This is a genomic window from Sphingomonas sp. BK235, from assembly GCF_004345855.1.
GTDB lineage: Bacteria > Pseudomonadota > Alphaproteobacteria > Sphingomonadales > Sphingomonadaceae > Sphingomonas.
The window spans coordinates 31,025-47,883 of sequence record NZ_SLXN01000003.1; the positions used below are offsets into that span (position 1 = coordinate 31,025).

General features: G+C 71.6%; 21 protein-coding genes and 1 other RNA gene. 14 read left to right on the forward strand and 8 right to left on the reverse strand.

The window, feature by feature from the left end:
* Window positions 1-2: 2 nt before the first annotated feature.
* Together EV292_RS09110 and EV292_RS09115 are read right to left on the reverse strand one after the other, a co-directional pair.
* Entirely contained in the window at window positions 3-419 is a 417-nt protein-coding gene (locus tag EV292_RS09110; protein WP_132908914.1) for a hypothetical protein, read from the reverse strand.
* Window positions 420-439: 20 nt separating this feature from the next.
* On the reverse strand, window positions 440-1,357 hold the full coding sequence (locus EV292_RS09115; RefSeq protein WP_243693688.1) for a cupin domain-containing protein: 918 nt from the start codon (window positions 1,355-1,357) through the stop codon (window positions 440-442).
* A 115-nt stretch (window positions 1,358-1,472) separates the two neighbouring features.
* Between EV292_RS09115 and EV292_RS09120 the strand changes: the two genes are divergently transcribed.
* The 3 genes from EV292_RS09120 (at window position 1,473) to ssrA (ending at window position 4,165) form a co-directional block, all read left to right on the forward strand.
* Complete coding sequence (locus tag EV292_RS09120; protein ID WP_132908915.1) at window positions 1,473-2,786, forward strand: MFS transporter; 1,314 nt, start codon at window positions 1,473-1,475, stop codon at window positions 2,784-2,786.
* A gap of 26 nt (window positions 2,787-2,812) precedes the next feature.
* Complete coding sequence (locus EV292_RS09125; protein ID WP_132908916.1) at window positions 2,813-3,769, forward strand: cupin domain-containing protein; 957 nt, start codon at window positions 2,813-2,815, stop codon at window positions 3,767-3,769.
* Window positions 3,770-3,783: 14 nt separating this feature from the next.
* Window positions 3,784-4,165: a transfer-messenger RNA gene (gene ssrA, locus EV292_RS09130) on the forward strand.
* 13 nt (window positions 4,166-4,178) lie between these two features.
* On the opposite strand, the gene EV292_RS09135 is transcribed toward ssrA, so the two are convergent.
* From EV292_RS09135 to EV292_RS09150, 5 genes are all read right to left on the reverse strand, one after another.
* A complete protein-coding gene (locus EV292_RS09135) occupies window positions 4,179-5,069 on the reverse strand; it encodes a bestrophin family ion channel (protein ID WP_132908917.1) in 891 nt (296 codons plus the stop codon).
* Entirely contained in the window at window positions 5,066-5,344 is a 279-nt protein-coding gene (locus EV292_RS09140) for a hypothetical protein (protein WP_132908918.1), read from the reverse strand. The genes EV292_RS09135 and EV292_RS09140 overlap by 4 nt, the downstream gene beginning before the upstream one ends.
* 207 nt (window positions 5,345-5,551) lie before the next feature.
* Window positions 5,552-5,716: a hypothetical protein gene (locus EV292_RS22595; RefSeq protein ID WP_165927068.1), complete on the reverse strand. Its 165-nt coding sequence runs from the start codon at window positions 5,714-5,716 to the stop codon at window positions 5,552-5,554.
* Window positions 5,717-5,849: 133 nt separating this feature from the next.
* Window positions 5,850-6,638, reverse strand: a complete 789-nt coding sequence (locus tag EV292_RS09145) for an SDR family oxidoreductase (protein WP_132908919.1) — start codon at window positions 6,636-6,638, stop codon at window positions 5,850-5,852.
* Window positions 6,639-6,737: 99 nt separating this feature from the next.
* On the reverse strand, window positions 6,738-7,883 hold the full coding sequence (locus EV292_RS09150) for an acyl-CoA dehydrogenase family protein (RefSeq protein WP_132908920.1): 1,146 nt from the start codon (window positions 7,881-7,883) through the stop codon (window positions 6,738-6,740).
* A gap of 426 nt (window positions 7,884-8,309) precedes the next feature.
* On the opposite strand from EV292_RS09150, the gene EV292_RS09155 reads away from it, so the two are divergent.
* Window positions 8,310-8,816 (forward strand): CHAP domain-containing protein, encoded by a 507-nt coding sequence (locus EV292_RS09155; RefSeq protein ID WP_132909397.1) that lies wholly within the window; start codon window positions 8,310-8,312, stop codon window positions 8,814-8,816.
* 21 nt (window positions 8,817-8,837) lie between these two features.
* Here the strand turns inward: EV292_RS09155 and msrB are convergent, their stop codons facing one another.
* Window positions 8,838-9,332: a peptide-methionine (R)-S-oxide reductase MsrB gene (msrB, locus tag EV292_RS09160; protein WP_132908921.1), complete on the reverse strand. Its 495-nt coding sequence runs from the start codon at window positions 9,330-9,332 to the stop codon at window positions 8,838-8,840.
* 91 nt (window positions 9,333-9,423) lie between these two features.
* On the opposite strand from msrB, the gene EV292_RS09165 reads away from it, so the two are divergent.
* The 10 genes from EV292_RS09165 (at window position 9,424) to EV292_RS09210 (ending at window position 16,846) form a co-directional block, all read left to right on the forward strand.
* Entirely contained in the window at window positions 9,424-9,696 is a 273-nt protein-coding gene (locus EV292_RS09165) for a hypothetical protein (RefSeq protein ID WP_132908922.1), read from the forward strand.
* Window positions 9,697-9,758: 62 nt separating this feature from the next.
* Entirely contained in the window at window positions 9,759-11,021 is a 1,263-nt protein-coding gene (locus tag EV292_RS09170) for a glutamate-5-semialdehyde dehydrogenase (protein ID WP_132909398.1), read from the forward strand.
* 43 nt (window positions 11,022-11,064) lie between these two features.
* Complete coding sequence (locus EV292_RS09175; RefSeq protein WP_132908923.1) at window positions 11,065-11,703, forward strand: nicotinate-nucleotide adenylyltransferase; 639 nt, start codon at window positions 11,065-11,067, stop codon at window positions 11,701-11,703.
* 9 nt (window positions 11,704-11,712) lie between these two features.
* Window positions 11,713-12,102, forward strand: coding sequence for a ribosome silencing factor (gene rsfS / locus EV292_RS09180; protein WP_132908924.1), 390 nt, complete (start codon window positions 11,713-11,715; stop codon window positions 12,100-12,102).
* 328 nt (window positions 12,103-12,430) lie between these two features.
* Window positions 12,431-12,853, forward strand: coding sequence for a 23S rRNA (pseudouridine(1915)-N(3))-methyltransferase RlmH (locus EV292_RS09185; protein ID WP_132908925.1), 423 nt, complete (start codon window positions 12,431-12,433; stop codon window positions 12,851-12,853).
* Window positions 12,854-12,857: 4 nt separating this feature from the next.
* Window positions 12,858-13,844, forward strand: coding sequence for a peptidoglycan DD-metalloendopeptidase family protein (locus EV292_RS09190; RefSeq protein WP_132908926.1), 987 nt, complete (start codon window positions 12,858-12,860; stop codon window positions 13,842-13,844).
* Between the two features lie 125 nt (window positions 13,845-13,969).
* On the forward strand, window positions 13,970-15,331 hold the full coding sequence (locus EV292_RS09195; RefSeq protein ID WP_132908927.1) for a S41 family peptidase: 1,362 nt from the start codon (window positions 13,970-13,972) through the stop codon (window positions 15,329-15,331).
* Window positions 15,328-15,849, forward strand: a complete 522-nt coding sequence (locus EV292_RS09200; RefSeq protein ID WP_243693689.1) for a disulfide bond formation protein B — start codon at window positions 15,328-15,330, stop codon at window positions 15,847-15,849. The genes EV292_RS09195 and EV292_RS09200 overlap by 4 nt, the downstream gene beginning before the upstream one ends.
* The gene (locus EV292_RS09205; RefSeq protein ID WP_132908928.1) at window positions 15,846-16,379 is read left to right on the forward strand and encodes a demethoxyubiquinone hydroxylase family protein; all 534 of its coding nucleotides are present in this window, start codon (window positions 15,846-15,848) and stop codon (window positions 16,377-16,379) included. Before EV292_RS09200 ends, EV292_RS09205 begins: the two co-directional genes overlap by 4 nt.
* 11 nt (window positions 16,380-16,390) lie before the next feature.
* Window positions 16,391-16,846 carry a hypothetical protein gene (locus EV292_RS09210; RefSeq protein WP_243693690.1) on the forward strand — a complete coding sequence of 152 codons (456 nt, stop codon included), beginning with the start codon at window positions 16,391-16,393 and terminating at the stop codon, window positions 16,844-16,846.
* Window positions 16,847-16,859 lie beyond the last annotated feature (13 nt).

Sequence of the window (16,859 nt, forward strand, 5' to 3'; positions counted from 1 at the left end):
CCTCACACCGCGTCGGTCAGCAGGACGAGATAGTCGCGGTTGAGCACGGTGCGCTCGATCAGCGGCCAGTTGCGCTCGTGCACGTCCGAGCGGATCCACACCTGGCGCTGCTCCTCGCTCTCATAGGTGAGCTGGAAGCGATAGTTCACCCCGGCGGGCGGCGCCGGCTGGCCCTGGATCACTGTCCGGAGCTTGAGCATCTTCAGGTCGATGAAGCCGCGACCGCGGAAGCTTCGCGCCGCGGGGAGGAAATGCTGGTGGAAGGCGTCGAGCATCTCCTGCTCGCGCGCGGGGTCGACCGCGAGGTCGCAGTAGAGCACGATCGGCTTGCGCGTCGGCGCGGCGGCGCGCGCGGCGGCTGGCACGGTCGAGCCGGCCCCTATCGCGGCGATCAGTTGCAGGAGCGAGCGGCGTTGCATCGGCAGGTCCTCTCCGAGGGTCAGCGTGGGGGAAGTGTGGCGGCGTAGGCGGCTTTGGCGGCGAGATCGCGCGCGACGCCGACCACCATCAGCTCGAGCGGCGCCGCGCCGGTAGCGCGCAGCGTGCGTGTGGTGCCGACCTCGACCGGCAGCGCGTCGCCGGCGCGCAGCGCGGCGCGCTCGCCCGCGACCTGCGCCTCGCCGGCGCCGGCGATGACATAGACCATCTCGCTGATGCCCGGCGCGGCGGCGCCGTCGAGCGCGGCGCCGGGAGGGACCAGCACATGATCGACGAACGCCCAGGGCGTGGTGAAGACCTCAGGCCCCAGCAGCCGGCGCATGCGCACCGCGCCGCGCGGCGTGAGCTTGTCGCGGTCGAACCTCACCGCCGCGAACTGCGCGACGCGGTCGAGCGGCGCGCCCTCGCGCGAGTCGCCGAGGTCGAGATTGTCGTAGCGCTTGGTCTGGCCGACGTTGATGTTGAGCCATTGCACCGGCCGGTCCGAGGCATTGTACAGCGCGTGCGCGTGGCCCATTCGGTCGGGTACCGCCGCCGGTCCCGCGATCGTGGCGGTGCGGCCGTCGACGGTGAACTGCGCCTCGCCGTCGAGGATGACGAACATCTCCTCGCACTGGTGGTGGAAATGCTGCCCGATCCCGCTGTGCGGCGCGATCACGCCGCGGTGGACGAAGATGAGGTTGGTGGACAGCGCGTCGGCGCCGAGCAGCGGCGCGAACGCCATCGTGCCCGCGCCGCCATGGACCTGGGCGAGCTGGCGATAGCGCGCGGGGTCGGTGTGGCCGATGCGCTGGTCGAGGGGGCGTGTCGGCGCGCGCGCGCCGTCGGCGACTATCGCATCGCCCGCGACCGCCGAGCCGCCGAGTGCCAGCGCCAGTATCGCGGCCGCACCGTGCGTGAAGGATCGCCTCGCCCCCACCCTGTCTCTCCCGTCAGCGCCCGATCGGGTCGGGCTTTACGCACGCTTACAACGGCTCTACACAGAATCATATAGGATATAATGCGGTCGTTAGCCGCGCGTCCGGGAGAGAGAGATGGCGGCGACGAGACGCACGTCGGTGCGGGTGAGGCTGGTGGCGATGCTGTTCGTCATCAGCGCGATCGCGTTCCTGGATCGCACCAACATCTCGGTCGCGGGCCTCCAGATGCGCCGGGACTATGCCATCGACCCGATCCAGCTCGGCTGGGTCTTCAGCGCCTTCCTGATCGGCTATGCCGCCTTTCAGATCCCGGCGGGCTGGCTCGCCGCGCGGATCGGCCCGCGCCTGCTGCTCACGCTCGCGCTGCTCTGGTGGGGCGTGTTCAGCGTCGCCACCGCCTGGGTGCCCGCGGGCAGCGCGCACGCGATCACGCTGCTGATCCTGGTGCGCTTCGGGCTCGGGATCGGCGAGGCCGCGGTCTACCCCTCGGGCAACCAGTTCGTCTCGCGCTGGGTGCCGGCGCAGGAGCGCGGCAAGGCCAACGGCCTGATCTTCGCGGGGGTGGGGGCGGGCTCGGGACTGACCCCGCCGCTCATCAGCGCGGTGATCGCGTTGGGCGGCTGGCGCGCGTCCTTCTACGTCTGCGCGCTGATCGGCGTGGTCGCGGCGGCGGTCTGGTATGCGATGGCGCGCGACCGGCCGCAGGATCACCCGAAGATCGATGCGGCCGAGCTGGCGCACATCGAGGCCGGGCTGCCGCACGAGCCCGACGAACCCGCCGGGCCGATCCCGTGGCGCGCGATCCTGACCAGCCGCGCGGTCTGGGGGCTGTTCCTCGGCTATTTCGCGTTCGGCTATGTCGTCTGGATCTTCTTCAGTTGGTTCTTCATCTATCTGGCGGAGGCGCGCGGGCTCGATCTGAAGGCGAGCGCGCTGTTCGGCATGGCCCCCTTCGTCGCGATGACGATCGGCTGTCTCGTCGGCGGCGTCGTCAACGACTGGGTGTCGCGGCGGCATGGCCTCTATTGGGGACGGTCGGGGCTGGCGATGCTGTCCTTCGCGCTGACCGCCTTGTTCCTGCTGATCGGGTCGCAGGTCGCCAGCGCGCCGCTGGCGGTGCTGACGCTCGCGCTCGGCGGCGGTGCGATGTACCTGTCGCAGAGCTCCTTCTGGTCGGTCACCGCGGACATCGCGGGGCGCCATACCGGGGTGGTCTCCGGGCTGATGAACGTCGGTTGCCAGCTCGGCGGCGCGCTGACCGCCTCGCTGACGCCGTGGATCGCGGCGCGCCACGGCTGGGCCGCGGCGTTCGGCACGGGCGCGGCGGTGGTGCTGGTCGGCATCGCCGCCTGGGCCGCGGTGGACCCGCGCCGGCTGATCGGCGGCGCGCGCGCCGCGGCGCTCGACCCAGCGCTGGCCGCGCGATGAGCCATGAGCATGAGAGGGGAGCAACGATGATCCACCACCGCCGCCGGAGCCGTGCCGTCGCGCTGGCGCTCGCCGCGCTCGCGCTGACCGCGCAAGCGCCCGCACCGCGTCCCGCGCCGCCCGCCCCGGTCGAGATGTGGGTGCCCAAGAAGACGCCCTACGCCGCCTATGACGCGCCCAACCGGCCGTGGTGGAAGCTCGCCGACGTCCGCGCGCTCCATCGCGGCGCGGCGGACTGGTCGCAGCCGATCGTGCGCAACCGCGATCTCGTCGCCGACTGGCACCAGCAGGCGCCGGGCAAGCGCACCGCCGCGGTGGCCTATGCCGACAATCGCACCGCGATCATCGTGTGGGAGGGGCAGCTACGCGTCGCGGTCGAGGGGCAGGCGCCGTTCGTCGCGGGCAAGGGGTTCGAGATCGACGTGCCGCTGCGCGTGCCGTTCACGCTCGAGACGGTCGGCGACCGGCCGGCATTATGGTTCGAGATCCATGCCGCGAGCGACCTGCCGCTCTATCCCGCCGTTGCCGAACGGCCGCGCGACGCGCCGGGGTTCCGCTACGAGCGGCGGCTCGTCTCGGGCGGGGCCGGCGCGCCCGACGCGACGCACCCGCTCTACCTCGATTATTTCAAGGACGTGGTGGAGGGTGGCGCGCGCGCCACCGCCTTCGTCGCGACCCAGCATCTGTTCGTGAACAACATCCGCGGCCGCGCCACGCCCACCCCGCCCGCGTCGAACCTGGGGCATTTCCATGTCGGCTACGACGAATTCTGGTTCGTGATGGAGGGCAATGTCGACCTCCAGATCGAGGGCGAGCCGCTGATCCGCGGTGCCAGCCCGGGGGACGTGCTGATCGCCAAACAGGGGCGCTGGCATCGCGCCAGCTTCGGCGGGCCGGAGGGGCAGATGGGGACGCGCGTCGCGGTCAATCCCTATCCGCAGGGGCTCCACGGCTATAGCGTGGAATCGCGCGGCCGGCAGTAGCGGCCGCGGCGCGGCGCCTTGAAAACGACCCCGCAGCGCTTATAACGGAAGCGCTGCCTCGGCAGCTATGATGGTAGAAGGTTTGGTGTAATAGGCGCAGCGGACCCGGGGGCGGTACCCGGCGGCTCCACGGAAAGCGACGGTCGTGATCGCCGTTTTCCGCGGGGCCGAACTAGGATCGACGTGTGTTGAAAGACCAGATTGCTGTCCGGCCTGATTGCGCCGTAAAACCGATCATATCCACAAGTGCCAACGACAACGAAGCACTCGCGATTGCGGCGTAACTGACGGCCTAACGGCCTGACGTTACACCAAAAAAGCGCGGTCGGACCCCACCGGGCAACAGAAGGGGATTCCAGCGGTTCGGGAGGCACCGGGCAACAGAAGCCTCCCACTCACGCGATCGTCGTCACCACAGGACGCTGCGCACCGGCTGGAGCGGGGCGGGGGCGTCATAGCCCGCGGCCTGGAGCAGATCGATCTCGATCGTCCGGCACATCGCGCTCAGCGGCACGTCGTGGACGGTGTTGGCGAAGGGATCGACCAGATCGTCCGCCACCTGCAGTCCCGCCAGGAACATGAACCCAGCGACCGACGAGCCGATCGGGGTGGCCCATTCCAGCGTCTCCACCAGCCCGAACGGCAGGAGCAGGCACATCAGCTTGGCGAAGAACACCGGGAAGGTGCGATATTGCGCGGGCAGCGGGGTGTTCTTGAGCCGCTCCATCCCGCCCTGCGCGTTGGCGATGTCGACCATCACGCGCTCGATCTGGGTCTGCTCGATCGTGTCGATCAGGCCCTCGCGGCGGATGTCCGCGATCATCCGCGTCGTGCCGTCGAGCAGCGCGTTGGCGGGGTTGGTGCGCGCGGTCACCTCGGCGGCGACCTCCGCGCCGAGCAGCCGCTCGATCTCGGGCGCGGGATCCTGCCGCCGCAACTGGCAGCGCAGGGCGTGGACATAAGCGATCTGGCGCCGGACGATCAGCCGCTTCATCGACGCCGCCGCGACGCTGTCGTCGGGGATGAAGCCGAGCACGGCGCGCGCGAGGCTGCGCGAGGCGTTGATCATCGCGCCCCAGAGCGTCCGCCCCTCCCACCAGCGCTGATAGGCCGAGTTGGTGCGGAAGCCGAGGAACAGGCCCAGCACCGTGCCGAACAGCGTGATCGGCAGCGCGGGCGCGGTGAAGGGCAGGGCGTAATAGAAGAGCGTGACCGCCGAGTCCCAGACGAACAGGACGGCGAGCGTCCGCCACGCCGGATAGAGCGTCTGGCGGATGCGCGGCGCGCGACCGACGATCATTCGGCGGGCGCGGCCTCGATCGCGAGCGCGCTGTCCTCGGCATCGTCGGGATCGTCGGCGCGCGCGACGATGTCGCCCAGCAGCTTGCGCGCACCCAGCAGGAAGACCAGCGCGAGCGCCTTGACGAACTCGCCCGACAGGGCGGGTGCCAGCTCCTGCTGCATCCGCGCCACCGCGATCACCAGCAACAGCGCGAAGGCGACGATCGGCAGCGCCTCGACGTCGCGCCAGCTCAGCGGCTCGTCATGATAGCGGTCGACCAGATAATGCATCATCCCGCAGCATCTCCGAGAGCGTGGCCACCTGCTCTCGGTTGCGACGCAGCAACGGGTCAACGCCGACGTGCGCGCGGAAACACTATGTCTCGCCGTTCGGAACGAGTGTTTCCGCGCGCACGCCTACGTGTCTGCAACGTTGCTGCGGTGCGGCACGAGCGTGTCCCGCGCACGGTCGGGCCGCGCTCGGGCGCGCGCCGCGACGAATCAGTCATCGCCGAGCAGCGACGACTTGCGCGGGATCGTCTCTCGCGCCGGCTGGCCCTTGTCGAGCGTGTCGCTGGGGCGACGCGCGTCGCCCTCGCGCTGGTGCTCGGTCGACAGATTGGGCCGCTCGGTCAGCTCGGTCGGCTTGGTGTCGTCCTCGGTCATGCACTGTCTCCTTCGCGCGGAGAACAAGCGGCGGCGGTGGGGCGTTCCGGATGTCGTCGTGCGGCCGATGCGTCGGGATCGAGGCGGCGACGCCGCTCGACGGGGCGGGGCCGACACCGCCTCGCCCACGCGGTCACGCGTCGATCCCGCCGCCCAGCGAGGCGTTGACCAGCCCGCCGTCGACCGCGATCGTCTCGCCGACGACATAGTCGCCGGCGCGGCTGGCAAGGAAGATCGCGGTGCCCGCCATGTCCTCGGCCTCGCCGATCCGCCGCGCCGGGATGCGCTTGGCCACGGCGTCGCCATGGTCGCGCGCGGCGCGGTTCATCTCGCTGGCGAAGGCGCCGGGCGCGATCGAGCTGACGTGGATACCGTCCTCGACCAGCCGCGCCGCCAGCCGGCGGGTGAGATGGATCAGCGCCGCCTTGGACGCCTGATAGCTGTACGTCTCCCATGGGTTGAGCCGCAGCCCGTCGATCGAGGTGATGTTGATGACCTTGGCCGGGGGATGCGCCGCCGCGCCCGCGCGCAGCAGCGGGTGAAGCGCCTGGGTCAGGAAGAAGGGCGATTTGACGTTGAGGTCCATCACCTTGTCCCAGCCGCTCTCGGGAAAGTCGGTGAACGGCATGCCCCAGGCCGCGCCCGCGTTGTTGACGAGCACGTCGAGCCGCTGCTCGCGCTCACCCAGCGCCGCCGCGAGCGCGCGGCACCCGTCGACCGACGCCACGTCCATCGGCAGCGCGTGGCAGCGCTCGCCCAGCGCGGCGGCGGTTTCCTCGCACGCCTCGGCCTTGCGGCTGGAGACATAGACGGTGGCGCCCTGCGCGACGAAACCCGCGGCGATCATCCGCCCGATCCCGCGGCTGCCCCCGGTGACGAGCGCGACGCGACCGTCGAGCCGGAACAGATGGTCGGTGTTCATATGCCTCTCCTGCTGCGAGACCGCCCGGTCACGACGCGGCCGATCCCCTGGTTCTCGATCGGCGCCGCCGCGCGCGCCGGCGCAGCGTGCGCGGTCATCTCAGCCGCCGCGCTTCAGCGTCTCGCGCGCGATGATCAGCTGCTGGATCTGGCTGGTGCCCTCGTAGAGGCGGAACAGCCGCACGTCGCGGTACAGCCGCTCGATCCCGTAATCGGCGATATAGCCCGCGCCGCCGTAGATCTGCACCGCGCGGTCGGCGACGCGGCCGACCATCTCGCTGGCGAAATATTTGGCGGCCGCGCTCTCCAGCACCACGTCGTCGCCGGCGTCCTTGGCGGCGGCGGTGGCGAGCACCAGCGCGCGTGCGGCGAGCGCCTCGGTCTTGCTGTCCGCGATCATCGCCTGGATCAGCTGATGCTCCGCGATCGGCTTGCCGAACTGGCGCCGCTCGCCGGCGTAAGCGACGCAGTCGGCGATCAGCCGCTCGGCCACGCCGACGCAGACCGCGGCGATGTGGAGCCGCCCGCGGTCGAGCACGCGCATCGCGATCTTGAACCCCTCTCCCTCCGCGCCGAGCCGGTTGGCGACGGGTACCGCGACGGCATCGAGATGGACGTCCGCGACCCTAGCGCCCTTCTGCCCCATCTTCCGTTCGGGCTCGCCGATCGACACGCCCGCGAGGTCGCGCGGCACCAGGAAGGCCGAGACGCCGCGTCCCCCGCTCTCCTCGCCCGTGCGCGCCATCACCGTGAACAGGTCGGCGCGATCGGCGTTGGTGATGTAACGTTTGGTCCCCGACAGGCGATAGACGTCCCCGTCGCGCACCGCGCGCGCCGTGACCGCGCCCGAGTCGCTTCCCACCGCGGGTTCGGTCAGCGCGAAGCTGGTGATGATCTCGCCGCTCGCGATCCCGGGCAGCCACTGCGCTTTCTGCTCGGGCGTGCCCGCGAGCACCAGCCCCTGGCTGCCGATCCCGACATTGGTGCCGAAGGTGGAGCGGAACGCGGGCGTGGTGCGACCCATCTCGATCGCGACCCGCGCCTCCTCCGCCATGGTGAGGCCGAGCCCGCCATAGTCCTCCGCGATCGACAGGCCGAACAGCCCCATCGCGCGCATCTCGGCGACGACCGCCTCGGGCACCGCGTCGTCGGCTTCCACCTGCGCCTCGAGCGGGCGCAGCCGCTCGGCGACGTAGCGGCGGACGGTCTCGATCAGCGCGGCGAACGTGTCGGGGTCGAGGGCCATGGGCGGGCAATCGGCTGTTGGTGGCGCCGCGACCCTAGGCGCGCAGCACGGGGCCGGCAAGCCGTTCGGCAAACCCGACGTTCGAAAATGGCGGAGTTGGTCGCCGCAGACACCATACTGGTCCGATGAAGGATGCGTGCGATCCAGCGAGGGCGTGGCGGAGCGAGGCGCGACGAATCGGGATTGCGGCGATTCGGGGGCCGCCAGACGTCGATTTTAATAGCTGATTCACACTCAGCGGCAGCCTTACTGACCCATCGGATCGGCGAGGTGTCGGCTCGTCGCCGCCGCAACTCGACTCGTCCGGAAAGGTTCCTCGCGCGTTTGTCGCGGTGCGATTTGCTGCCTAGCAGATCATCACCGTTTCGAGAGACCGGGGGGTCGCCCGTGAATTCCAAGACGCTGACGGCGCGCGTCGCGCTGGTGATGTCGTGCGCACTGATGACGGTGGCGCCCGCGCAGGCCCGCTACCTGCAATGCGTGCCGTTCGCGCGTGAGGTGTCGGGCATCGCTATCCGCGGCAACGCCAACACCTGGTGGGGCCAGGCCGCGGGCCGCTACGAGCGCGGGCACGTGCCGCAGGAAGGCGCCGTGATGGCGTTCAAGGCGACGCGCGGGATGCCGATCGGCCATGTCGCGATGGTCAGCCGGATCGTCAGCGAGCGCGAGGTGCTCCTCACCCACGCCAATTGGTCGCGCCGTGGCGGGATCGAGCGCGACGTGCGCGCGGTGGACGTCTCGCCCGCGGGCGACTGGAGCATGGTGCGGGTCTGGTATGCCGGCAACGGCGATCTCGGTACCACCAATTACCCGCTCGCCGGCTTCATCTATCCGGACAAGGCGCCGATGATCGAGGCCGAGGCGCCGCTCGCCCCGATGACGATCGCGACCACCGCCGCCGCGCCGGTCGCGGGCACGCTGCCGGTCGAGTAAGCGTCGCCGGTCGCGCGCCGCTCAGGCCGCGCGGAACGTCATCGCCACGCCGTTCATGCAATAACGCTTGCCCGTCGGCCGCGGTCCGTCGTCGAAGACGTGGCCGAGATGCCCGCCGCAGCGCCGGCAATGCACCTCCACCCGCGCCATGCCGAGGCTTCGATCGGTCCGCGTCGCCACCGCGCCGGGCAACGGCGCGTAGAAGCTCGGCCAGCCCGTCCCGCTGTCGAACTTGGTCCGCGACGCGAACAGCGGCGCGGCGCAGCCGCGACACGCGAAGGTACCGGCGCGATGCTCGTCGTTGAGCGGGCTGGAGAAGGGCCGCTCGGTGCCCTCGTGACGCAGCACGTCATAGGCGGCGGGGCCGAGCTGCTGGCGCCACTGCGCGTCGGTGCGGGTCACCGCGAACTGCTCGGGGGCGGCATCGGCCGCGCGGCCACAGCCCACCAGCGCGATCGCCGCGGTGCCGAGCGAGGCGAGCGCGACGAAGCCGCGACGGTCGACGGGGTCGGTCATCGTCGGGATATAAGCGCGCCCAGCGCCGACGCCAGCGCGGGAACCGGAATTTCCTCGCATGGGTTAAGTCGTGGCAACGGAGCGTTTTTCCATGTCATTCCAGCAGCTCGACCCGCCTCTTCCGGTTCATGTGCTCGATCGCGGGCCGGGCTATGCCTTCGCGGTGATCGATTACGGGCAGGAGCATAATCTGATCTGGGTCACCGCGATCAACGACACCGGCGAGATCTGGTGCGCGCCCAACCCGCGCGTCCGGCTCCAGGCGAATTGGACGATGGGCCGCGCGCGTCCGCCCGCGGTGGCGGCCGCGCGCGATGGCAGCTGCGCCCCGGCCGATCCGCCGGTGGCGGCGCAGGCGGTCTGAGCGACCCGGAAAAAGCACCGGGCGTGCTGGGCGATGACCCGGGCGCGTGCTACCCGCACGCGATGCTCGATCCCCAGTCACCCGTCGCCCTGATCGCCGCGCTCACCGCGCGTGCGCGTGTTGCCGCCGCGTCGCTCGCGGGGGCGGCGGATGCGGCCAAGGCACGCGCGCTGCGCCTCGCCGCCGACGCGCTGCGCGATCGCGCCGACGCCATCCTCGCGGCCAACGCCGAGGATGTGGCGCGCGCCACCGACAACGCTCTGTCGCCCGCGCTGATCGACCGCCTCCGGCTCGATCGCGCGCGGCTCGGCGCGACCGCGGACGGCGTGGCGACGGTGGCGGAGCTTCCCGACCCGGTCGGGCAGGTGATCGACCGCGCCACCCGCCCCAACGGACTCGCGCTCAGCCGCGTGCGCGTGCCGATCGGCGTGATCGGCATCGTCTACGAGAGCCGGCCCAATGTCACCGCCGACGCCGCGGCGCTGTGCGTTCGCTCGGGCAATGCGGTGATCCTGCGCGGCGGCTCGGAGGCGGTGGCGAGCAATCGCGCGCTCCATGCCGCCTTGGTGGAGGGGCTGGTCGCGGGCGGGCTGCCCGGCGACGCGGTCCAGCTGGTGCCCACCACCGATCGCGCCGCGGTGGGGGCGATGCTCGCCGCCGAGGGCGCGATCGACCTCATCATCCCGCGCGGCGGCAAGAGCCTGGTCGCGCGCGTTCAGGCCGAGGCGCGCGTGCCGGTGCTGGCGCACCTCGACGGGATCAACCACGTCTTCGTCGATCGCTCGGCGGAGCCCGCGATGGCGCGCGCGGTGGTGATCGACGCCAAGCTGCGTCGCACCGGCGTGTGCGGCGCGATGGAGACGCTGCTGATCGATCGCGCCTGGCCGCATGCCGCGGCGCTGCTCGCGAGCCTGGCGGAGGCGGGTTGCGCGCTGCGCGGCGACGCCGCGGCACAGGCGCTGCTGCCCGCGATCGCCCCCGCCGAGGCGGCCGACTGGGACACCGAATATCTCGACGCGATCGCCGCGGTCGCCTTGGTGGACGGGATCGACGGCGCGCTGGCGCATATCGCGCGGCACGGCTCGCACCACACCGACGCGATCGTCGCCGCCGACGCGGCGGTGGCCGAGCGCTTCCTCGCCGAGGTCGATTCGGCGATCGTGCTGTGGAACGCGTCGACCCAGTTCGCCGACGGCGCCGAATTCGGCCTGGGCGCCGAGATCGGCATCGCCACCGGGCGGCTTCACGCGCGCGGTCCGGTCGCGCTCGAGGGGCTGACCACGTACAAGTGGATCGGGCGCGGCAGCGGCCAGGTCCGCGGGTGAGCGCGCGCGGCGCGGCGTCGCGCGGCAACGCGCCAGCGCGGCCGTGAACCGCCGCATCGGCCTGCTCGGCGGCTCGTTCAACCCGGCGCACCGCGGCCATCGCCACCTGACGCTGGCGGCGATCCGCGCGCTCGACCTGGACGAGGTCTGGTGGCTGGTCTCGCCGGGCAATCCGCTCAAGCCGCGACGCGGGATGGCGCCGCTCGCGGCGCGGCTCGCCTCGGCGCGCGCGATGGCGCGACGCGCACCGATCCGCGCCACCGACATCGAGGCGCGGCTGCGGACGCGCTACACCGCGGACACGCTGTCCACTTTGTCGCGGCGCTACCCGCGCGCACGGTTCCTGTGGATCATGGGCGCAGACAATCTGACGCAATTTCATGAGTGGCAACGCTGGCGCACGATCGCGCGGACGATGCCGATTGCGGTGGTGGCGCGTCCGGGTTATGATGCGCGCGCCCTCGCGGCCCCCGCGATGGGTTGGCTGCGGCGCTTTCGGCGGCCCGCACGCCAGGCGAGGAAGTGGACCAAGTGGAGTGTGCCAGCCCTGGTGCTGCTGCGTTTCCGCCCTGACCCGACGTCCGCGACGCAGCTTCGCGCGGCTGATCCTGCCTGGCACGTACGTTTCGCCGGATTCCGATCCGCCACCGACACGCCCGCCGCAGCGCCCGCGGCATCTTGAGGAGCCACCTTGCCCGCCACTGACCCCGCTCACCGCACCGCCGACGCCGACCAGGCCGCGGCGCTGCACCGGCTCGTCCTGCAATCGCTCGACGACGACCAGGCGGTGGACACGATCTCGATCCCGCTCGCGGGCAAGTCGTCGATCGCGGACCATTTGGTGATCGCCAGCGGGCGCTCGACCCGCCAGGTCGCCTCGATGGCGTCGAAGCTGGCCGAGAAGATCAAGGGCGAGACCGGCCGCTCGGCACGGATCGAGGGCCTGCCCAGCGCGGACTGGGTGCTGATCGACGCCGGCGACGTGATCGTTCACCTGTTCCGTCCCGAGGTGCGCAGCTTCTACAATCTCGAGCGGATGTGGTCGTTCGGCGACGCGCCGCCCGCCGCCGGCGTGGCGTAGGACGGGCGGCAACGCCCCTCGGTAGAGGGGGCATCCCGATGATGGCGAGAGCCTTGCAGAAGGCTCCCGTCATCCCGGGCCCTTCGACAAGCTCAGGAGAGCCTTGACCCGGGATCCATCGCGCCGCGAGAATCGCCGGCGTTGCTCTCGCGGCACCATGGATCCCGGCGTGAGGCCGGGATGACGGTGATGAAAGACTAAGCCGCCTTTTGGGTCCGGACCCAAGGCGCATAGAGAGCCGCCGGCGTTGCTCTCGCGGGACGAAGGATCGCCGCGCCTGTCGCAGACATCGGATGACGCCGCGGCGCGCAGCCGCTAGTCTCGCGCCATGTTGCTCCACATCGTCGCGCGCGGACGGATCGGACGCTCGCCCGAGGCCGAGTTGGTCGACCGCTATCTCAAGCGGATCGCCTGGCCGACGCGGCTGAGCGAGCTGCCCGATCGCGGCGGACGCGAGCCCGACGGCATCGCGCAGGGCCGTCGCGTGCTGCTCGACGAGAAAGGCGAGGTGCTCGCCTCCACCGGCTTCGCGACCCTGCTCGGCCGGTGGCGCGACGATGGGGTGCGTGAGGCGCGCTTCCTGATCGGTGCCGCCGACGGCTTCTCCGACGCCGAGCGCGACAAGGCCGATCTGCTGCTGTCGTTCGGGCGCGCCACCTGGCCCCATCTGCTCGCCCGCGCGATGCTGGCGGAGCAATTGTTCCGCGCGACCAGCATCCTCGCCAACCATCCCTATCACCGCGAGGGCTGAGGCGATGCGGCTGATCCGCCTCGGCGCGGCGCTGTTCGCCGCGGCGCTGCTCGGCCCGGGCGCGGACGCGCTGCCCGAGCCGGCCGCGCGCCGCGCCGCGCCGTCCTTCGCCGGGGCGGAGGCCGAGATCGCGGCCGAGCGCGCGCGCGCCGCGGCGATCGCGACGCGGCTGGCGCGGCAGCGCGCGCGGCTGGCGGCGGAACAGGGGCCGGTGGTCCGGCTCGTCGCCGCGGCCGCGGCGATGGCACGCCGCCCGCGCGCCGCCGTGCTGGCCCGCCCGGGCAGCGTGAGCGATCTCGTCCATGTGGAAGCGGTGCTCGGCGCGCAGGCGGCGCGGCTCGACCAGCGCACCGCGCGCCTGCGCGGAGCACTGGCGCGGACGCGCGCGCTGTCGGCGAGTGCGCAGCTGACCGAACGCGCGCTCGTCGCGGAGCGCGCGCGGCTGGTCGAGGCGCGCGAGCGGCTCGCCGCGCTGGCCGGCGACGACGAACGCGCGCTGGCGCTGGAGGAAAGCGCGCGCGACACCGCGGATCGGATCGCCGCGCTGGGCGGGGCGGAGGCGGTGCTCGGTGACCTGATCGCGCTGCCGGGGCCGCCGCGCAGCGACGCGCCGGCGGCGCGGCCGTCGCCGGCCTATCGCCTGCCCGCGACCGGGCGCCTGATCACCGGGCTGGGCGAGCTGTCGGACAATGGGGTCCGCTCGCGCGGCCTGACGCTGGCGGTGACGCGCGGCGCGACGCTGGTCGCGCCCGCGGCGGGGGTGGTGCGCTATGTCGGGCCGTTCCGCAGCTATGGCACGATCGTGATCCTCGACCATGGCGCCGGCTGGCAGACGCTGGTGACCGGTGTCGGCGCCGCAGCGGTGGCGCGCGGCGATCGCGTGGCCGCGGGCGCCGCGCTCGGCCGGGCGCCCGACCGGCGCGATGCCACCGTGACGGTGGAGCTGCGCCGCCGTGGCGTACCGGTCGACGTGGCGCAGCTGGCGGGATGAGCGATCACGCGGGCGCCGCGCCTGCGTCCCCCGCTCAGCCGCGGTTCAGCCGCGCGGGCGCTAGGATCGCGGGTGCAATTCCGCTACATCGCGGGATCGCTCTCACCGGGGTCTCGACCGTTCGCATGAAGTCCAAGCTGCTCCAGGCCGCCGCGCTGGTCACCACGATCGCGATGGTGCCGGTCGCCACCGGTGCGATGGCCGCCGCCGATACCAGCACCTATCGCGAGATGGACACGTTCCTCGATGTCTACAATCGCGTGAAGGCCGACTATGTCGACAAGGTCACCGACGAGCAGCTGATCAAGGGCGCGATCGACGGCATGCTCGCCGCGCTCGACCCGCATTCCAGCTATGTCGACGCCTCGGACTTCGACAACCTGCGCATCCAGACCGAGGGCAATTACGGCGGCCTCGGCCTCACCGTCTCGATGGAGGACGGCGCGGTGAAGGTCGTCTCGCCGCAGGAGGACACGCCCGCGGGGCGCGCCGGGATCAAGTCGGGCGACTTCATCACGCATATCGACGGCAAGCTGATCTACGGCGGCACGCTCGACGAGGCGACCGCGCAGATGCGCGGCAAGCCCGGCACCAAGATCTCGCTCACGCTCGTCCGCCCCGGCCGCGACAAGCCGATCGACGTCACGCTCGTGCGCGAGGTCATCGTCCAGCGCCCGGTCAAATGGGAAGTGAAGGGCGACGTCGGCTACATCAACATCAACACCTTCTCGGAGGCGACCGGGGCCGACACGCGCGCCGCGGTCATGGCGATCGACAAGTCGCTCGGGCACAAGCCGCTCGGCTATGTCGTCGACCTGCGCGAGAACGGCGGCGGGCTGCTGACCCAGGCGATCGAGGTGTCCGACGCTTTCCTCGAGCGCGGCGAGATCGTCAGCCAGCGCGGCCGCGAGAAGGACGACATCGAGCGCTATTTCGCCAAGCCCGGCGACGTCGCGCACGGCCTGCCGATCATCGTGCTGACCGACTCGGGCACCGCCTCCGCCAGCGAGATCGTCGCGGGTGCGCTGCAGGATCACCACCGGGCGCTGGTGATGGGCGAGCGCAGCTTCGGCAAGGGATCGGTGCAGACGCTGCTCCAGCTCGGGCCGCGCACCGCGCTGCGGCTCACCACCGCGCGCTATTTCACGCCGTCGGGGCGAAGCGTGCAGGAGGGCGGGATCGAGCCCGACATCCGCGTGCCCCAGCTCTCCGACCCCGATTACAAGTCGCGCCCGGTGTTCCGCGAGGCCGACCTGCGCCGCCACCTGATCAACGAGATCAAGTCGCCCGACAATGCGGTGCTGGAGGAGGACACCAAGGACGACCCGCGCTTCACCGCGACGCCGGAGTCGCTCAAGAAACAGGGCGTCGAGGACTTCCAGCTCTGGTACGCGCTCAAGACGATCGCGCGGCTCGGCGGGCCGCAGCAGGTCGCCGCGGTAACCCAGTCGATGGCGAGCAATCCGCCGGCGGCGGGCAAGAAGTGACCGGCGCGACGCTCGATCGGCCGTTCGGCGCGCGCACGGGGCAGGGGCTGCGCAACGCGCGACTGCTCGCGCTGCTGGTGCCCGCGGCGCTGCTCGCGGGCGCCTGGGCGTTCCAGCTGATCGGCGAGCTCTATCCGTGCGAGATGTGCCACTGGCAGCGCTGGCCGCATTATGGCGCGGTGGCGATGGCCGCGCTGGCCTTCGTGATCCGCGCGCCGCGCGTGCAGGCGACGCTGGTGGCGGGCGCGGCGGCGCTGATCGTCGTCTCGGGCGCGATCGGCGTGTTCCACGCCGGCGTGGAATATCACTGGTGGCAGGGCGTGACCGCCTGCACCCAGACGACCAGCACGGTCGGCCTCTCCACCGACCAGGCGCTCAAGGACCTGCTCGCCGCGCCGATCGTTCGCTGTGACGCGGCGCAATGGTCGCTGCTCGGCGTGTCACTGGCGGGATGGAACGCTCTGCTCTCCTTCGTCGGCGCGGCGCTGATCGTATCGCAGCTCTGGAGGCGCGCATGACCTGGAAGCCCGGCGACAAGCCCGCCGCGACCGACTCGATGATCCGCGTCGACCAGGCGGGTGAGTTCGGCGCCATCCGCATCTACGCGGGGCAGCTCGCGATCATGGGCCAGCGCTCGCCGATGGCGCGCAAGATCTCGGCGATGGCCTTGCAGGAGGAGAAGCACCGCGCCTTCTTCGATCGCATGATCGTCGAGCGCGGCGTGCGGCCAACGCTGTTCCAGCCGTTCTGGGACGTCGCGGGCTTCGCGCTGGGCGCCGTCACCGCCGCGATCGGACCGGAGGCGGCGATGGCCTGCACCGCCGCGGTCGAGACCGAGATCGACAAACATTATGAGGAGCAGCTCGTCGCGCTGGGCGACAGCGACCCCGAATTGTCCGAGGCGATCCGCGAGTTCCAGGCCGAGGAGCTGGAGCACCGCGACACCGCGCTGGCGCACGGCGCGGAGAATGCGCCGGCCTATCCGCTGATGTCGGCGATGATCCGGCTCGGCTGCCGGGTGGCGATCGCGACCGCCAAGAGGATCTGAGAGGAAAGGTGATGGTAGGACGGGTCTTCGCCGCGGCGCTGCTGCTGACCGCACCGGCGGCCGCACTGGCACAGAGCGGGCCGCCGTCGCCCGACGCGCCGCGCGTGCCGCGCACCACCGCGACCGAGGGTGTGTCGCGCAACGCGCCGGTCAACGGCGTGCTGGTGCTCTACGGCAACGAGCGTTGCCCCACCAACGCCGACGGCGCCGAGGTCGTGGTCTGCACCCGCCGCCCCGCCGAGGAACAGTTCCGCATCCCCAAGGAGCTGCGCAACTTCGAGGTGACGCCCGAGAACCAGGCCTGGGCGGCCAAGGAAGCGGCGAACCAGGGCGTCGGAGTCGTCGGTGTCGGCAGCTGCTCCACGGTCGGCGCCGCGGGCGCGACCGGCTGCGTCGCGCAGAATGCGACGCGGTGGAAGCGCGAGCGCAGGGCGGCCACCAAGGCGGAGACGCCCGAGCTGCCCTGACGGGGGGCGCTGG